17 protein-coding genes and 1 pseudogene are annotated in these 16,107 nt (G+C 62.6%); 1 reads left to right on the forward strand and 17 read right to left on the reverse strand.

Annotated elements, in window-relative coordinates; all coding sequences use genetic code 11:
- The 13 genes and pseudogenes from SMD10_RS17575 to SMD10_RS17635 form a co-directional block, all read right to left on the reverse strand.
- Positions 1–116 (reverse strand): annotated as a pseudogene (locus SMD10_RS17575) (IS200/IS605 family transposase); the annotation flags it as partial.
- A 161-nt stretch (positions 117–277) separates the two neighbouring features.
- A complete protein-coding gene (locus tag SMD10_RS17580; RefSeq protein WP_331687041.1) occupies positions 278–625 on the reverse strand; it encodes a hypothetical protein in 348 nt (115 codons plus the stop codon).
- Positions 625–1,101 (reverse strand): hypothetical protein, encoded by a 477-nt coding sequence (locus SMD10_RS17585; protein WP_331687042.1) that lies wholly within the window; start codon positions 1,099–1,101, stop codon positions 625–627. The genes SMD10_RS17580 and SMD10_RS17585 overlap by 1 nt, the downstream gene beginning before the upstream one ends.
- On the reverse strand, positions 1,101–1,544 hold the full coding sequence (locus tag SMD10_RS17590) for a hypothetical protein (RefSeq protein WP_331687043.1): 444 nt from the start codon (positions 1,542–1,544) through the stop codon (positions 1,101–1,103). Before SMD10_RS17590 ends, SMD10_RS17585 begins: the two co-directional genes overlap by 1 nt.
- Positions 1,545–1,547: 3 nt before the next feature.
- Positions 1,548–2,423: a glycoside hydrolase family 19 protein gene (locus SMD10_RS17595; RefSeq protein WP_331687044.1), complete on the reverse strand. Its 876-nt coding sequence runs from the start codon at positions 2,421–2,423 to the stop codon at positions 1,548–1,550.
- Positions 2,424–2,553: 130 nt separating this feature from the next.
- Positions 2,554–4,176: a hypothetical protein gene (locus SMD10_RS17600; protein ID WP_331687045.1), complete on the reverse strand. Its 1,623-nt coding sequence runs from the start codon at positions 4,174–4,176 to the stop codon at positions 2,554–2,556.
- Positions 4,177–4,767: 591 nt separating this feature from the next.
- Positions 4,768–5,115: a hypothetical protein gene (locus tag SMD10_RS17605; protein WP_331687118.1), complete on the reverse strand. Its 348-nt coding sequence runs from the start codon at positions 5,113–5,115 to the stop codon at positions 4,768–4,770.
- Between the two features lie 115 nt (positions 5,116–5,230).
- Complete coding sequence (locus SMD10_RS17610) at positions 5,231–6,046, reverse strand: gp53-like domain-containing protein (protein WP_331687046.1); 816 nt, start codon at positions 6,044–6,046, stop codon at positions 5,231–5,233.
- Positions 6,047–6,061: 15 nt separating this feature from the next.
- Positions 6,062–6,421 (reverse strand): hypothetical protein, encoded by a 360-nt coding sequence (locus tag SMD10_RS17615; RefSeq protein WP_331687047.1) that lies wholly within the window; start codon positions 6,419–6,421, stop codon positions 6,062–6,064.
- Between the two features lie 48 nt (positions 6,422–6,469).
- A complete protein-coding gene (locus SMD10_RS17620; RefSeq protein ID WP_331687048.1) occupies positions 6,470–6,916 on the reverse strand; it encodes a hypothetical protein in 447 nt (148 codons plus the stop codon).
- Positions 6,913–7,335 carry a hypothetical protein gene (locus SMD10_RS17625; RefSeq protein WP_331687049.1) on the reverse strand — a complete coding sequence of 141 codons (423 nt, stop codon included), beginning with the start codon at positions 7,333–7,335 and terminating at the stop codon, positions 6,913–6,915. Before SMD10_RS17625 ends, SMD10_RS17620 begins: the two co-directional genes overlap by 4 nt.
- Positions 7,335–10,466, reverse strand: coding sequence for a phage tail protein (locus tag SMD10_RS17630; RefSeq protein ID WP_331687050.1), 3,132 nt, complete (start codon positions 10,464–10,466; stop codon positions 7,335–7,337). Before SMD10_RS17630 ends, SMD10_RS17625 begins: the two co-directional genes overlap by 1 nt.
- Before the next feature lie 3 nt (positions 10,467–10,469).
- Complete coding sequence (locus SMD10_RS17635) at positions 10,470–10,871, reverse strand: DUF6950 family protein (protein WP_331687051.1); 402 nt, start codon at positions 10,869–10,871, stop codon at positions 10,470–10,472.
- A 62-nt stretch (positions 10,872–10,933) separates the two neighbouring features.
- Here SMD10_RS17635 and SMD10_RS17640 point away from each other — a divergent pair, with 62 nt between their 5' ends.
- Positions 10,934–11,230 (forward strand): hypothetical protein, encoded by a 297-nt coding sequence (locus tag SMD10_RS17640; protein WP_331687052.1) that lies wholly within the window; start codon positions 10,934–10,936, stop codon positions 11,228–11,230.
- A gap of 123 nt (positions 11,231–11,353) precedes the next feature.
- Here SMD10_RS17640 and SMD10_RS17645 read toward each other — a convergent pair whose 3' ends face one another.
- The 4 genes from SMD10_RS17645 to SMD10_RS17660 all read right to left on the reverse strand — a co-directional run bounded on the left by SMD10_RS17645 (position 11,354) and on the right by SMD10_RS17660 (position 15,871).
- On the reverse strand, positions 11,354–11,926 hold the full coding sequence (locus SMD10_RS17645) for a DUF2163 domain-containing protein (RefSeq protein WP_331687053.1): 573 nt from the start codon (positions 11,924–11,926) through the stop codon (positions 11,354–11,356).
- Positions 11,927–12,156: 230 nt separating this feature from the next.
- On the reverse strand, positions 12,157–12,390 hold the full coding sequence (locus SMD10_RS17650) for a hypothetical protein (RefSeq protein WP_331687054.1): 234 nt from the start codon (positions 12,388–12,390) through the stop codon (positions 12,157–12,159).
- Positions 12,391–12,482: 92 nt separating this feature from the next.
- Positions 12,483–13,109 (reverse strand): hypothetical protein, encoded by a 627-nt coding sequence (locus SMD10_RS17655; protein ID WP_331687055.1) that lies wholly within the window; start codon positions 13,107–13,109, stop codon positions 12,483–12,485.
- Positions 13,109–15,871, reverse strand: a complete 2,763-nt coding sequence (locus SMD10_RS17660; RefSeq protein WP_331687056.1) for a phage tail tape measure protein — start codon at positions 15,869–15,871, stop codon at positions 13,109–13,111. The genes SMD10_RS17655 and SMD10_RS17660 overlap by 1 nt, the downstream gene beginning before the upstream one ends.
- Between the last annotated feature and the right edge of the window lie 236 nt (positions 15,872–16,107).

Below are 16,107 nucleotides of genomic sequence, written 5' to 3' on the forward strand. Positions count from 1 at the left end.
TGATCGCCCAATTCACGGCGCAACTCTCCATAAAGCCTTTTCATTCGGTATTTACTTGCAAATACGAGGTGATATTTGCAGTCCCACGTCGAGTGGGATAGATGGTTATCGTCCACTATGACCTCCGTTCTTGCCCACTTCGTGGCTCAAGCACGGAGGTTTCTTTTATACGGTGTCGAACCCATCTGCTCCTCCACCAGAGGTGGAGGTTTTTTTTCGATGAAAAAAAGCCCCGCCAGCCTTTCGGCCAGCGGGGCGCGCCTGTCTGGGATTAACATCACTCATCCCTGGGGCGGTCGGACCCAAATCGTCGTCGATAATCCCTCAATTCGTCACGTTCATCGTCGCGGCGGTCTTTGGCCTCTTGCTCCAGGATCGATCGAACCACGCCAACGTCGGTCCTCACCTCTTTGACGTCTTCTCTGACCTCGACGATGGCCCCCATGATCATGTCTTCAGAATATCGGCGCGCGGCCGGTTGGAAAGATGCGACCGCATTGGCCTGCTTTTCGGCTTCAGCCTTCCGCCCTCCCCGTTCATGTCCGATCTTCAGGAAGACCGCGACGGCCGCTCCGCATGCCGTGCCGATGCCGATCCAGATCGCATTCCAGTCGATGTCCCCCATCACATGACATTCTCCCGACGGGGACCGCCGTTGTCGTTGTAGCCGGCTTCGATGGATGCCCTGTAGGCAGAGACGATCTCGGCCAGCGCGCAGAGCGCATAGATGAGATCGCCCGGAACCCCGCTATGGGCCAGATGGTATCCGATCGACAGCAGCGTCCAGAGCGGAATGGTGCCGAGCGCTGCGGCAATGCGCAGATGTGGCGACTTGCGCCATGCGCCGTTGATGATCAGCAAGGCGAGACGAGCGAAGCCGACGATCAGGCAGGCCACCGCCCACGCCATCTCAGGCGCCCAGGTTTTGATGACCGCGAAGGACGAGAGCGCGAAGGTATCGCCCTCTCCTGCAAGCGTGATTCCCCAGGCGAGCGTAAACCCGGTCAGGAGCCAGTCGGTCAGTCGATCGCAGATGCTATGCCAGATCCGGCTGACCAGGCGAAGGAACCAGAGATGGACGTCGTGCCGTGCCCAAGACATCACCGCGCGGCCCGCACCAATGCCGCGAGGCCCGCATCCAGCGCCGCGCCACCGGCCGCGCCTGCAACGGTCTGTGTGATCGTCGGCGTCGTCTGCACAATGGCTTCCGCCTTCGGCCTCACCTTTTCCGCGATCGCATCGGCCGACAGGTCGAAGTGCTTCACCGCGTCGGGCGAGGCCCGTTTCACATAATCGACGGCCGTCTCCAGCGCGGCGCCGGAAACGGTGGTTGCAATAGCCGGACCGCCCATCTTCGACACCGCCACGAGGGCAGCGTTCTGGATCGCGGTCTGGAGCGCGTCGCGGTGCTTCTGGTCGACGTCGAGGCCGAGCTTGCCGAGCCACTTCCACAATGCGGCGACCGCCACCGGCACGACGACCGTGATCGCGATCGTCAACAGCAACTCGATGATCGGCTGCAGGATGGTCATGAGGGTGTCCATGGATCAGGCCTCCGTGAGCTGGCGCGCTGCCGTGATGCAGTGATCCGCGAGCTTGAGATATTCAGGCAGTGTGAGCGCCGGGATGAAGTCGGCCGGGTCGGCAGAAACCGCCGGCGCGCTCTGCGGCACGACCACGGGCACGGCGACCGGTTCGGTGACCACCACCGGCGCAACGGCCTCCTCGTCGTCCAGTCCAACGAGTGCCGCATGGAAGGCCTTGCGCGTGGCGGGGCCGACGATGTCGTCGGCGATCAGACCACTCTCGGCCTGAAACGTCTTCACCGCCCCGGCCTCGAGCTTCCGACCGAGGAGGACGAGCGCCGTCCTGGCGTAGAGCGCGATCCGATCGTCGAGGCCGTTCGTGCCGCCGTTGATCTTCCGGGTGATCATCTCAAGACCGTCGACCATGTCGGCATAGCGGTTGAGATTGCGCGTCGACCAGTACCAGATCGGCCCCAGCCCCTCCCACGGATCGGTGTTCATCAGGTCGGGGTTGGCGACGAAGTCCGGCGCCGGCAGCCCCTGGTCCCGGCACCAGTCGCGGAAAGCGGTCGTGTTCGCCTTGCCAGTGATCTGGATTCCGGTGCGACCCATGTAGAGCTTGCCGTCGCCGTCGGCCGCCGCGGTGTTGCCGAGATCGGTTCGGGTGTCGTAGCGCTTCTGCGCGGGCGTCGGTCCCCACACCTCCTTGTCGTAGACGAAGCGGCCGCTCTCATGGCCGGTCTGCGAGATGTAGTGGCAGAGCCGCTGCGGCTGATCGAGGCCGAGCGCATATCCCCTCGCCTCCAGTCCAGCGATAATGCTCGCGATATTCGCCTTGCGGGCAGCCGTCATCGTGCCGCCGGCGATCTTCGCCAGCGTGTCCGCTGTGATCTGCATCACAATGCTCCTGGGATTGCGGCCTGACGGCCCAAGAAAAAAGGGCGCCTAAGCGCCCATCAAAAGGCGCCCTTCAGGACGCCCGCGAAGCATATAAATTGCCGCTCTTGTGGGGAGCTAGGCGGCGTTCCTAGTTGCTGGATTTGGCGATCTGCAACCACGCGCTCTGCGAGGCGCTATAGATCCACATCGAGACATCGCCACTGTTCGCCTGATACTCGACCCCGCCCTCAGGCCTTAGGTTGCCGGTCGTGCGCACCAGTTGCGCTCCCTCGTGCACCAGCGTGATGACGCGACGATCCCACCAGCCGTTGATCGTCTGGAGTGCGTTGGTGCCGGTAATGATGAAACGATCCTGGAGCGCGGGCACTTTGAACGTCGCGAAGGATGCGATGGTCGCACTCTTGTCGGTCATCGCAGCGTCGGCACCGTACAGCGTGCGGCCATCCGGATTGTTGATGTCGCCCGCCAGGTTCCCATAACAGCACAAGCCCGCAACATTCAGCCGCGAACCCTTGAGCCAGTTGATACCGTAGGCCGTGCAAGCCTTGATGATCCCCGAGATCTTGATGTCGCTCAGATTGGCGATGTTGAGCCGAACGCCGGAACCGGCTGCGCCGCTCAGGATGCCCCGAATCTCAATGGCGCGGCACGTGCCGGTCATGTAGCCGTCGCTGGGCTCGGTGAATTCAACGATGTTGTCCGTGGTTGACGGGACGACTTCCTCGTCAATGACCCGCCGACCTGGGCCGCCGTCCTTGAAGCCGTCGAGAATAATATTGGTGAGGACGGCCTCAGGCGCCGACGGGATGAAGCGAAAGTCCGCGACTTTCGCCAATCCGACATAGCTCGACACGTCGGACCAAAACCCATCCATATCTCGGATGAGAATACCAACCTCCATGTTCTTTCGTGTGGCATCATTGGCCGTCACTTCAGACCCAGGATGGCGCATGTTGGCGGCGGGACGCCGGGTTCCGTCGTTGAAGACATAGCCGTCATGGCAGATGAACCAGGAGCCTTTAACCGCCTTATTCTTCGGCCACAGAGTATTGCCGTACACCTCGCAATTGCCGGTATCCCAACGGGTGCATCCATATGTCGTGTAGTGGCGAAAAAAGTCGTCGGTGCGGATCTTGAACTTCGCGTTGATGACACGCGTCGCGATCATGAACTGGGAGCCGGAATAATCATCCTCATTGTTGGGCATGACCGAAGCGTAAGCGCGACGAATCTTCCATTCCGGTGCGATGAGTGCTGACTGCTCAGGATCAGACGGCGCAAGGTCGAAGAAGACGCCGGTCGAGGACGTCCATTCCAGGAAGGCATCACACTCCCACGTCGACATCTGATGTCGCACGGCGATCGCTGCGCCGCGTGCCGTCAAGGTACCGCTCCCGTCGAACTCCAGGGGCACGGATGTCCGCGGCGTCCAAAGCTTGAAGCCGACCAGCGCCTGCATATCGAAAGCGGCCTGCAGAAACGGAGAATTTTTGCCCCCGGCTGTCGAGTTGTTGGCGACCGCAACGCCGAACCACTCCGTATTCAGGACGCCGTCGTGCTCACGTGCCCACATCTTCGTGGCATCATCAGAAGACTGGACACTGAGCGCTTGCTGGGTATCGGCAGCAGCAAGTGTTGCGTTGTAGGTGACGAGATCCCACTCACTGCCATCAAACCAAGCATGGGTGTAGATCGAAGTGTCGAGTGTCGCCATTTCGGCGCGGTCATCAGGGAAAGCGTACTCTGGCATCTGTGTTTCTCCAAATTGAAATGGCTCGTTTATAAGTCTTGCGAAAAGTCGGCATTTTTTGCGCTTCGCATCGGAAGCTTTTGCAGCGGCCGTGCAAAGCCGCCCCAAATGACGGCTGCCACGTTTCAATCTCAACCGGCGCGAGGGCTTCCGTTGGACTGCGCCATGGCATAGGAATTCCGCCACTCATCGGCGGCTTATGGCCCTTCAGCCGCCGATGACAGGTGGCAAGGAGGATGCCAATTCGCCTACCGCCAAGGTGGCCACGGAGCGCTCGGCCCTTCAAGCACAGCTCCGTGGTCGCTCTGATTGAGCGATCTGGTCGCATGAGTGGCGGAGCGTCTCCCCAAAAGCCACCTCAGAGGGCAGGTTCGGATGCTGGAAACCGCGCCGTGACTGCTGAATCGGACCTATTCCATCCAACGGTGGCGAACCAGATCGAGACTGGGGTGGCATCTGGGTTCCATCGACAAGCCGGCCCGCGGAAGTATCCAAATTCGATTATGATGTCTTCATCGAAAGGGACGCGGCTCGCGGACAAGAAAGAAGCTGTCTCGGAGTGCGGCGCGGTTCTGGGTTGGGGTCAGCCGATCAGGCGGCGTCCGGCCACTCGAAGGGGCAAGCTACCTGAACTTCGGTGATGAAGTCGCTCACATTCGGCTGCGAACGCTCGCCGGCCTGCACCGCTGCAAGCTGCGCCGTGGCATACTGCCAGACGGCCGAGCGCCATTCGAACAGCGCCCGTGCCTCGGTCGCGTACTGCTCATTTGGGTCGTCGCGATAGCTGACGGCCGTCTGGATCGAATCGTACTGACGCTCCCGCGCCTTGGCGTCGAGCATGGCTTGGACCGCCTCGGCATAGCCGGCCGCGACCGCGTCGGCGGAAGGCTCGCAATCGACGACCTGGCCGTCCCGCCAACAACACTGGCCGGCGAGCAACGCCCTCCAGTCGGCCTCGGAGATTTCGACGGCTTCGGCGGGGATGGTTTCGTGGATCGACGGGTCGTAGAAGGCCGACGGCAGGCCGTCGGCATCGAAGACTGCTTTCATGGCGTCAGTTCCCGATTGCGATAAAGTTGACTCTTGTGATCACGGCGCCCGGGTTTGGCCGGACGCCGTAGGACCCCTGCGATGTCGAATAGGCCGGCGCCGACACATGGAATGCCTGCCCGGCCACCGGCGATCCGCCATTGGCCACCAGCAGGACTATGCATTTGGTCGGAAAGGTCGTCGGATAGGCAAAAACCCCGTTGCCGCTGCTGTCCAGTGTCGCCGTCGTCGTGCCCCACTGCAAGATCAGGCCCGATGGGAGCTTTTGATAGCCGCTGTAGGCGGCGCCGAGTGCCGTCGTCGCCTGCTGGTCGATCCAGACCTTGCCGAGGTCCGTCGCGTCGACCTGCGCCTTGAGACCATTGCCCGACGTCCATCCCAGATAGATTTTGTTCGCCAGTTGATCCGCGCCGCCGCCCTGCTGGACTGGTGTATAGCCGAGGGGAGCAGCGGCGCCGAGCGTGGCGCGCGCCGTCGCTGCGTTGGTATCGTCCAAAAGCGTCTTGGCGTAGGGCGAGACGAGCGAGTTGAGCGTGTTCGCGAGATCGGCCAGCAGGGCGTTGGTGGTGATCGCGCTTGCCGCCTCGGCCCGGCCGAGGTCGATGGCATAAGCACCGGTGCCCGTGGTCCCTGGCCAGGCATAGGCCAGCGTCAAGCTGGTATTGCTTTCGACCGATACGATCGGCACGGCAATGCCGGATCGGGTGAACAGCCCGCCGTTGACAAGGCTCAGAGCCCAGCTGGTCCCGGTGCCGGTGACAATAGCCGACCCCGCCGTCACCGTCGCGGTGCCGGTCGTGTAAGGTGCCTGGATGGCCATGGCGTTCCTGCCTATCTAGTCTGCGCGATTGTGGAAGATGATATATTTGACGTAGAGATCGTAATTCTCGATCGGGTTGTAGATCTTGAACTTGGACTTGTCGGCGGTCGGCCAGATCGATGGGCCGCCGGCATCCTGAGTGATCTCGGGATAGTAGAGTGTGGTTGCCCCGTCGTTGGCTATCTCGGCATCGGACGGAAGGGCATCGCGGAACCACGCCAAGGCAAAATAGAGACCCGGTGTCGACAGAGTGATGCTGACCGTATCGTCGGCATCGACCAGGACTTCGCCCGAAAGCCAGGGCTTCAGCGTGGTGATGCCTTCCGAGATGATCAAATTGTCTGCTGCGGCCGTCGCGGCGTCATAGCCCGGCAAACTGATCCGGAAGACGCCTGGCCCTATGTAGACCCGCCGTGCCATGGCCTACCCCAGCACGAAATAATATCCGTCACCGCTCTCGGGCAACGGAGGATTGAACGGATCGCGTACATCCCCGCTGTCATAGGAGATCGACGAGCCGTCATAGGCGAATGAGATCGGAGGCAGGTAGTCCCTTTTTGACTGCCCCTTCACTTTCATCGACACGAAGACATGCATGTTGGGCAGCGATATCGAACCGGGCATTGGTGCGGACCACCGATATCGAAAGTAGGCTTCGTAGTAGGTGCCACCAGCCCCGTCATCGTACTGCTCTTCATGGGCATAATCGACGACGACACTGAACGTCCCGGCCGCGATCACTCGGGTGATCTTGTCCTGCGCCGTCAACAGCAGGCTGCCGGAGCTGGCCGTTTCGACATCGTATCCGGGTTTGGCGATCGCAGCACCGAATACCCCGTCGACCTGCCCCAAGGCGATGCGCCGCGTCATGACGAGTAGACCCAATAGAACACGTGACGGCGATACCGCTTGCTTGACCCGGCCGACGTCCTCCGGCGGCCGATAACGAACTGGTTGGCGTTGACGGACTTGACGAAGCGCCCGTTGTTCGCCGTCACGAAGTCGGTCTGCGATACGTAGTCCGAAGGGATCACGAGAAGCAGCCGGACCTTCGGAATCTGATCGAAAGTCATGGGCAAAGCGACGGTCTGATCGGCGGAGCTGCTGGTCGTGTTGTCATCATCGTCCGGCGACGATGGATCGAGCAAAAAGCCGGAGGCTACCACCCGGCCGCTGAACAGCCAGTCGCTGTCGAACACCTTGTGCGCGTCGGCCAGCGATGGACCTGCGGCATAGCCGGCCTCGGAAACGATGAGCCGGCCCGCGCTGATGTAGGATCGAAGCGCCATCAGTCGTAGATCGAGATCGTGCCGTTGACGCCGTCGATCACCAGCTTGCCGTTGCCGGAAACGAGCTGGTTGAACCGGGCGATGTTGAGCTTGGCCACGCTGTCCTCGTAGACGAACGGGGTGGCGCCATTGGAAAAGATGATCTGGTCCGCCACCTGCACGATGCGGCTCGTGCCGTCGGACAGCACGTCGAGATAAAGCCCCGCGTTGGTATAGCCGCCGCCGGCGGTCGCCCGCACCTGGATCGACAGTCGCGCGCTGACCCCGCTCGGGGCGGCGACCGCTTCGAAACGGATCAATCCCTCGGCGGTAGCCTCGTCGACCTGCGCCTGGACGCCGATAAGTGCGCTGGCATTGGCCTCGATGTCGGTGCCTTGCTGAGTGACCGTGGTCTGCAAGCTGTTGAGCGCCGTCGCCTGGTTGTTCGCTGTCGTTTGCAGGCCGCCGATCGACGACTGAGCCGACTGGATATTCGAGGCGTTGGTTGCGATGCCGCTGGCATTCTGCTGTGTCGCGCTGGTCAGCTGCGAGACGGACTGCGAAACCCCGCTGATGTTGCTTTGGGCGTTCGACAGTCCCGTTTCGACCACTGTCGTTCGCGAAGCCAGGGCCGCCGTCTCGCTGGCTCGCGTCGTCTCTTCGGTTGCGACCCTGGCCGTCACCTTCCAAACCAGGTCGTTTTGGCCCGCCGCGTCGATCAGCGCTTGCGCCGTGCTCACGGCGCTGTCGCCCGCGATCTTTTCCAGCACCGATTCCACGCCGGAGAGCGACGAGGACGTGACCACCACGCCCACCGTGGTCTGCTGTGCTTCGGTCCTGTACTGGTCGAGGGCCGTGGCCTGACCCGACACCTGACCCTCGACATCGCCGAGGCTCGACTGAACGGCCGTGATCGCCTGCCCTTGCGTGTCGACCAGCCCTTCCACCGTTGCCGTGCGGCTTTCGAGTAGCTGCTGGGCGGCCGACTGGGCGACGACGTCGTCTTCGAGGCCGCCGATCCGCGTCACCGCGCCCTCGATCTGGGAGGCGGCCAGATCGTCGGCCGTCTGCCGCGTCTGCTGTTCCGCGATCAGCGCCGCGCCGGTCTCGTCCAGGCCGCCCGACAGGTCGAAAGCCACACCGTTCAGCCGGTTGACCTCGCTCAGGCTGTGGCCTGCGCTGAGCGCGACCGAACTGGACAAACTCTCGATCAGAGCCCGGAAGGCATCGAAGTCCTCCTGGCCTTGAGCGAGAACCTCCTGCACGTCCTCCTCCAGATCCACGAGCCGAACCGTCAGATCCTCGTCGCCCGTGGTGACCGTGACCGGACCCGCCCATGTCGTGCCGCGCGGAGGATTGGCGACCACCGTTCCCTCGATCTCATACTGCGTTCGCGGCAGCACGCCTTCGGCGAGGATCGCATCCGTCTGAGGAGCGGCATGGTCGAGCTGGATCACCTTCGTGATCTTTTGGCTGTCGTCGGCGGCGTTCCAGTAGCGCAGAACGACGGAGTCGACCGTCACGTCGTCGATCAGGGTCCAGTAGGCATAGAGGGCCGGATAGGTCCGCCCGTCCTCGCTGGTGACCGTGGTCGGCAGCACGCCGAACCCGGGCAGGGTCGAGGTGTAGACCGGCGCCGCCTGCCCCACCCGCACCGTGCGCTCCGGAATGGTCACGCTCGAATCGTAGACGCCGTTGCCGATCTCCTGCAGCGACAGGTTCACGTTGCGGGCGCCCTGCCCGTTCATCGGCGCCAGCGAGCGCCCGACGACGCGATAGGTGCGGTTGCCGTAGCGCGCCGAGGTCCAGGTGATCCAGTCGCCGACCTCCAGCCTGACCCAGCGCGGCCGTACGGTGATCGTGGCGCTCGCCTGATAGCGGTTCTCGCGGATCGCGATGTCGGCCAGACGGATCGCCTGCCCCTCGTTGTCGACCGCCTCGAAGTCGAGAGGTACGGCGTGCCGCTCGCGATCGGCCGCCTGTGCCGTCTCGTTGATCTGCGGCTCATAGGACGTGCTCGACCAAAGATCGTCCGGCTTGTTGAAGGAGCCGAACACCGCGTTGACGAGTTCGGTGCGCGAGCGCTTGGCCTGGAAGGTTCGCGACGCATCGACGATCAGGTCGTCATCCGTCAGGGTGGCGACCACCGGCTGGTTGGCGCCGACGATCGGATAGTCGCCGTCGACCTTCTCGACCAGCATGGCGGCGGCCGCGTTCAGCACCGGCTCCAGATTGTCCGTATGCGTCACGCCGTCGCCGGCAGAAAAGATGAAACCGGAGCGATAGCGCGCCGCATCGTCCACGGCCTCGTCGCAAACGTTCATGGCGGACATCCAGGCCGCCGGCGGCAGATCGCTCGCCGGCATCCCCTTGCCCATGATCAGCTCGTCACCGATGAAGAACCCGCGCTCGTAGTTGTAGGACTGGACGATCGGGTTCTCGGAATATTCCCACGTCGTCGGATCGTCCCAGCGGTGCGAGCCGGCCCCGCCGACCGTGTCGTCCTTGCGCAGGTCGTAGAGCGGCGCGCCCTGGAACTCGAACAGGAACTGCGGAAACGACGACATGTCCTCGTCGTCCCATTCGGCAGTCACCACCACGTAGGAGATGCCGATGCCGACATGGTTCTCGGTCCAGCGCCCTGATGGGTTGGCCTCCTCGATCAGGTTCGGGTCCGCCGCCGTCTGCGTTCCGTCGTAGATCTTGAAGCGAATGTGCCCCTGTGCGCTGTCGTTGTCGGAATCGGTCCCGATCACTGCATAGCCGCGATCGGCATCCTCGTCGGAGAGGTCGAGGCTGTACCAGTAGCCGTTGATGGCGATACGCGTGACGGCCGTGATGCGGCTGTCCGACAGCTCGAACACCTTCTGGATCTTCTTGTTCGACCCGCCATAGGTGTTGGTGTAGATGTCGTGCCCGGCCACGGCCACCAGGCCGACGGCGATCTGCCGCTCGACATCGGCGCCGTATTGCACCTCGAGCTTGGTGCCGCTCGTCGTCTCAGTCTCCGGCGTCTTCTTCAGCGCCTGCGCGGCGACGCTGAGACCGATGCCGATGGCTGCGGCGCCGATCTGGCCGATCGTCGCGGCCAGCCCGGCGCCGGCGCCCAGCGCGCCGGCAACCGCCGCTATGGCAGGAGCAAGAAACGGCATGGTCTATCGGACCTTGAAAGCTCGCGTGACCGCCGTGATCGGCTCGTAGGACACGCCGCAATCCGACTTCACCGCGACGCCGAAGGACGTGAACACGCAGCCGGCCAACTGCCCGCCCCGTTCGATCACGCCGATGTCGCCGCGCTGGGCGAGTGTCGGCGGCGTGTCTTCGAGGACCGAAGCGAACAGGTCCTCGACCGTCTCGAAGCCCGCACGACGCAGTTTGCGGGCCGCGCCGAGTTCGGTCGTGTAGCTGCGAAAGTCGGCGAACGGATCCGCGCCGGTGACCGCCTCGATGCAGTCGAACGCCAGATATCCGCAGTCGCTCTTGCCCCAGGCGAACGGCATCGCCGCGTGACGCTCGATCGCGCGCACAAGCGCCTGCTCCCAGCCGGTCACACGCATGGATTGCTCCTGATCAAGTCCGGTGATCAACTGTCGAGCCGTGCACACTGCAGGAGGACAGAATGACGAATGGCCTGAAGCACATCGGCGACGTGCAAGGTCCCATGGATCTTTTCGAGGCTCGCGTGATGATTATCGCGCTCTTCGGCGCACTCGATGCTACATCCGAGGCCTTAGCTGCAAAGAGCGGCGGCTATGACGAAGACTGGATCAGCGCGCTGGAAGCGGAGATCATGACGAGTGCGAAAGGTACCATTACGCCCGCTACTGAAGAAGCCGAGGCTGAAGCTACTCGGAAGACGCTGGAGGCATTGAAGTGCCATTTTGCCCGGCTGCGCAACCGGGTCGATCGAGCTTAATTCCCCGATCGGAACACCATGCTTCGCCGGCCTGCCTCTCGGCAAAGAAGTGCATGGCGCCACTCTTCTCATCGATGACGAGCGTGCGCCCGCCGCTGATGATGTATCCTGCCTGATCGCTCATTACGGCTTCTCCCGCCCCCAATAGTAATCCTGCTTGCCGGCCACCTCGGCGTGCTCGAAGAACAGATCGCCGGCGTGGATCAGCTGCTGGTCGGCGTTGGAGCGCGTGCGATAGCCCTCCCGCTGATTGTCGAGCGCCCGGCTTTCGCAACGGACGACCAGCTTGGCGTCCGGCCCGTCCTGATGCTCGATCACGTCGACGGTGCCGCGATAGACCGGCTCGCGGAACAGGATCTGACGCGTCTCGGGATCGATGTAGAGGTCGGAGATGGTGACCGGCCGCTGGTGGTAATCCTCCGCTTCGATCGTCGCCAGCACCTCGGGGGTCAGTCCGTCCTCGGGTGCGGCCGCCAGGCTGATCTCCAGCCCCTCGGCATCCATGCCCCACGAGCCGGGAATGGCCGCCACCTCGAGGATGCCGCCCGGCAGATAGGTCACCCCCTCGTAGGTCAGCGGCTGCGTCCCGTTCCAGAAAGGATAGGTGCCGGTGCCGAACTGAAAGAGGATCGTGCCGCGAATGGCGATCCCGCCGGCATCGAGCTTGGCGAGCACGGTCTCGGGCAGCGTTCTCATGTTGAGTTATCCTCTGACTCGACTCCCGGTTGTCGGGGTGCGAGGGTGAGCGATCGGAGGAGGGAATCGTCATGGCGAGACAAGTAAAATTGCCGCTCGGGAAGCCAGCCGACGGCGAGGATTTTGCTGAAATCCACGGTGGAGGCGGCTTTTTGGAAGGCGGCGGCGATCTCGACATCACCTGCGGGCAGTGCGGAGAAACGATCATTCCCGGCTATAGCAATGACGGGTCATTCGTGAGCGACGGCTACCTGGTCTGCCAGCACTGTGGCGCCTGGAATCGTCTCCGAACCCAAGACATCAACCCGTAGTGCGCCCTTGCCAACTGCGGTGATGCGGATGGCCCCCGACTTGCCAGCCTGAACCAGATCGATCCGATCCGGGCCGATTCGGGAGACGCGCACAGGGTCGCACAAGACGATTCCGCCGATGCGGTCGCCATCACTCTTCTGCTGCTTGTCCATCACGTCTTTCCTTTCCGCATTCAGCACCATCCAATCGTAAGGCGAAAGGCACTCGACTCTGTGCAAGTCTTGAACCTCGTGGTTGAGCGTCCTCATGACGCGCTCTCGACAAGCTGAAACGTGATCACCTTGAGACCACCGGTCACCGACACGTTGAACGATCCCGAAACCGGCCGCATCAGCAACTCGGCCCGATCGAAGCGCGCCACGGCGCCGGCCAGGTCGAGCCCGATCGGCGCCGGCGGTTCGAACGCCACCGTCCGACTAGTGCCGCTGCCGGCGGCGTCCGACACGCGGCCGAGGTGACGCACGCCATTCACGGCGGTGAATGACACATAATCCCCTTCGTCGAGGACGAGGCCTGCATCAACTCCACTGATCGCGGCCTCGTTGCCGTTGGTGATGCTGGAGACCGTGCCGGGCGTCAGCTCGGGGCCTCGGTTTCCGATCTGACCTATCGGAGATGAATAGCTAGGTTCGCGGAACAGAACCGTACGCAGGCCGCCGCGTAGAGAATCCCACCAAGCGCTCACGGCCCGACAATCCTCAGGATAGAGCGGCTGCGTCTCCATGCTCGCCATCCATACCGGATCTGCGAACTCGACAATGTTGGTTAGGCGATTGCCAGATCGCGCTTGCGAAACGCTCAGGACAAGATCGAGTTGGCTTTCGACATCAAACTCGATGCTCGGCAGTGGACGGGGAAAAGTGATCGCCATCAACGCACCTTCCCGCGCCGCTTGGCTTCGCGGTAGTACCCACCGAAGTTCTGCTGAACGGCTGAGAGGGTATCCTTCTGGTTCTGCGCCAGGAGCGTCCGCATGTCCTCGACAGTCGCCGCATCGGCATTGCCATTGACCACTATGGACGTGCCACCGAGGGTGATGTTGGGGGACTCCTGGTTGGCTGGCGCCTGCATCCGCGGCGACACTGGCGCGACGTATCCGCCGCCCGCATATCCCTTGGCTGCCCCGTGCAGAGCGTCCAGATTGCGCACGCCTATGGCGCGGGTTGCCGCAGCCGAGAAGACGTACTCCTGGCCATGGACGATGCCCGCAGCAGCATTTGTGGCCCCGTTTCCGGTGTAACCGCCGCTGGCGTATAGCCCCCCCGTGTTCCCGCCTCCGAATAGCCCAAGCAACGATCCGAGGAGACCACCGCCACCTCCACTAGCTCCGACAGTGTTCACCTGGAAGAGCGCATCGAGGACATTGTTCAGGAGCTTGTCGACGATCTTGTCGAGGACGCCGAGCGCCGCATTGCCGAAAGACTTCCAGAAACCCTCGCCATTCTGAAGACCCTGGCGGAGATCCTGCACAAAGCCCCCGACAAGATCGCGGGCAAAACTGAAAGCCTCCTTGGCCGCCTTCGTCGCGGCCTCCGTTGCCGACATCTGCAGCGCCAGGCCGGCCAGTTCATCCCGCTGCGCCGCCGTCAACGTGATGTTGTCGTTAGCCGCCTTGTTCAGCATCTCCTGTTCGTAGCGCAGCGCGTTCGCGGCCCGGTCGGTCATCCCAAGCGTTTCGGCTTCAAGTTGCTGAGACGCGATGAACTGCTGCGCACCCTGAACGATGTCGGCGTAGGATTCGGCGGCTTTCTCGGCTGCCGTCTTCGTCTTCTTCCCCGCCTTGTCGCCGGCATCGCCCAAGAGGCCCAGCGAGCCGGTGGCTTCGTCGGCAGCCTTCTTGATCTTGGCGAGGCTATCTTCTGCCGTCCCTGCATCGCCGGTTATGCTGGCACCGGCTGCACCGGTGTAGTCACGATAAAATGCCTCGTTGAAGGTCGCGGTGGCGTCAGCACGAGAGGCCTTTTCCTCGTCGGTCAACTTCGCCTTCATGCCCGACATGTCGAGGCCAGAGATCCACGTCTTTCCATTGACGGAAAGCCAAGGCTTTTCGAACTCAGAGATCAGGTTGTTCCATGCTTCCTTGCCCAGTGCACTGAAGAGAGTCGGGAGATTTTCCCACTGCCGCTTTACGACATCGTAGCCGCCAACAAAGGCGCCAATAATCCGATTAGCGGCATCCTCAGCTTCGCCAATGACATCGACCCCGAATACCCGCTCGATATCGTCTCTGAAGACATAAAGGGCGGTGATGATCGTCGTGATGGCCACCAGGAGAGCACCGAGTGGATTGGCTGCGATTGCAACAGTGATAGCCGATATGGCAGCGACACCAGCGGCACCGATAGCGGTTAGCCCGGTCGCCATAGCTGCAAGGATGGCCGGAGCGAAGGCTGCGAGAAGGCCCGCCCCCACTACCTCAACCAAGCCGACGATGACGTGCATATTGTCTGCGACGGCCTTCAGCGCAGTCACGAAAGCACCAGACATGGTGCTGCCGACCCCTGTAATCTCAGCCTGAAGAGCCGACCAAACGCGCCCCGCCTGAAATCCCGGCGAGTTCGCCATCTTGGAGAAGGCATCTTCCGTGGCGCCGGCCTTGTCCGCCATCTGCTCCAGGATCGCCGTGAAGTCTTCGCCCGCCTGCCCCGACAGGGCGAGGATTGGAACCAGCGCCTCGACGCCACCGAACAACTGCGCGAGCGCATCGGTGTTGCCGTGCGTCCTGGTCACGAGGTCGGACAGAAATCCTTCGAAGCCCTTCGCTTGAAGCCCGACGATGCTGAAATCGATACCCAGTTGCTTCGCGAGCTTCGAAGCCTCCGACGTTGGCTTCGCCACAGCGGCGAGGATCGCGCGAACGCCTGTCACGCTTTCGGCTGTCGAGATGCCTCCCTTGGTCAGAGCCGCTACAGATGCGACCAGCTCATCGAATTGGACGCCCGTCTGCGCGGCCAGAGGCGCGACGCGACCAAGGGCGCCGGACAGTTCGCCGATCGTAGTCTTGCCAGCCCGCATGCCCACGAACAGCGCATCCGAGACCGACGCGGCGCCGTCGACCTGGTCGCCATAGGCATTAAGCACCGAGGTCAGACCGTCTGCCGCCGTCGCAACGTCCGTCACGCCGCCAACCGCGAGCTTATTCGCCGCTGTCAGGATATCGGTCGCTTCGGCCGCGCTGGACGCACCCGCCGAAATGATCTGGTAGTATGCCTTGACCTGCTGCGCCGGAGAGCCGCCGAATGCCGTCGACTGCTCAAGAGCCGCATCGGCAAGCCCGCGCATGTCGAACTTCGTCGTATCGACCAGCGTCGAGACCTCGGCAAGTGCATCCTGAAACGCAAAAACAGGCCCGACAGTGAACGCCGCAGCGATCGAAGCCACCGCCGCTGCGCCGAGCGCGACCATCTTGCCACGCAACACGTCATAGACGCGGCTGAGACGCTCTGCTGAGCGAGCCGCATTGTCGTTGGCCGCCGCAGCTTTCTTGCCAGCGGCATTCGCCTTGGAACCGAAGCTGTCGGCTGCACCCTCAGCCTTCTTCGCCGCTTCCTTGATCCGGTCCAAATCTTTGGACGCCCCGACCACCTCGCTGCTGTCGACGCCGAGTGCAAGCATGGCAAGATCAGCAGCCATTATCTTTGCCTTTCGTCCAGGTGCGCGCTAGCGTCTCCGCCCCAAAGAGGAGGTGAATATGCGGGCTTTCGCGATTTCGATGCTGTTGTTTCTGTCGGCGTGTGTGCCGGCGCCATCTGGTCCTGCGAATCAGCCCGTGCTTGATAATTCGACCCGATCGATCGAAGACGGGTTGTCTGTGTCGGTATTTCCCGATGGAAGTGGATCGGTACGAACTGGCCCTTCGGTCCTTTCCG

This window comes from Consotaella aegiceratis, assembly GCF_036541425.1.
Taxonomy (GTDB): domain Bacteria; phylum Pseudomonadota; class Alphaproteobacteria; order Rhizobiales; family Rhizobiaceae; genus Consotaella; species Consotaella aegiceratis.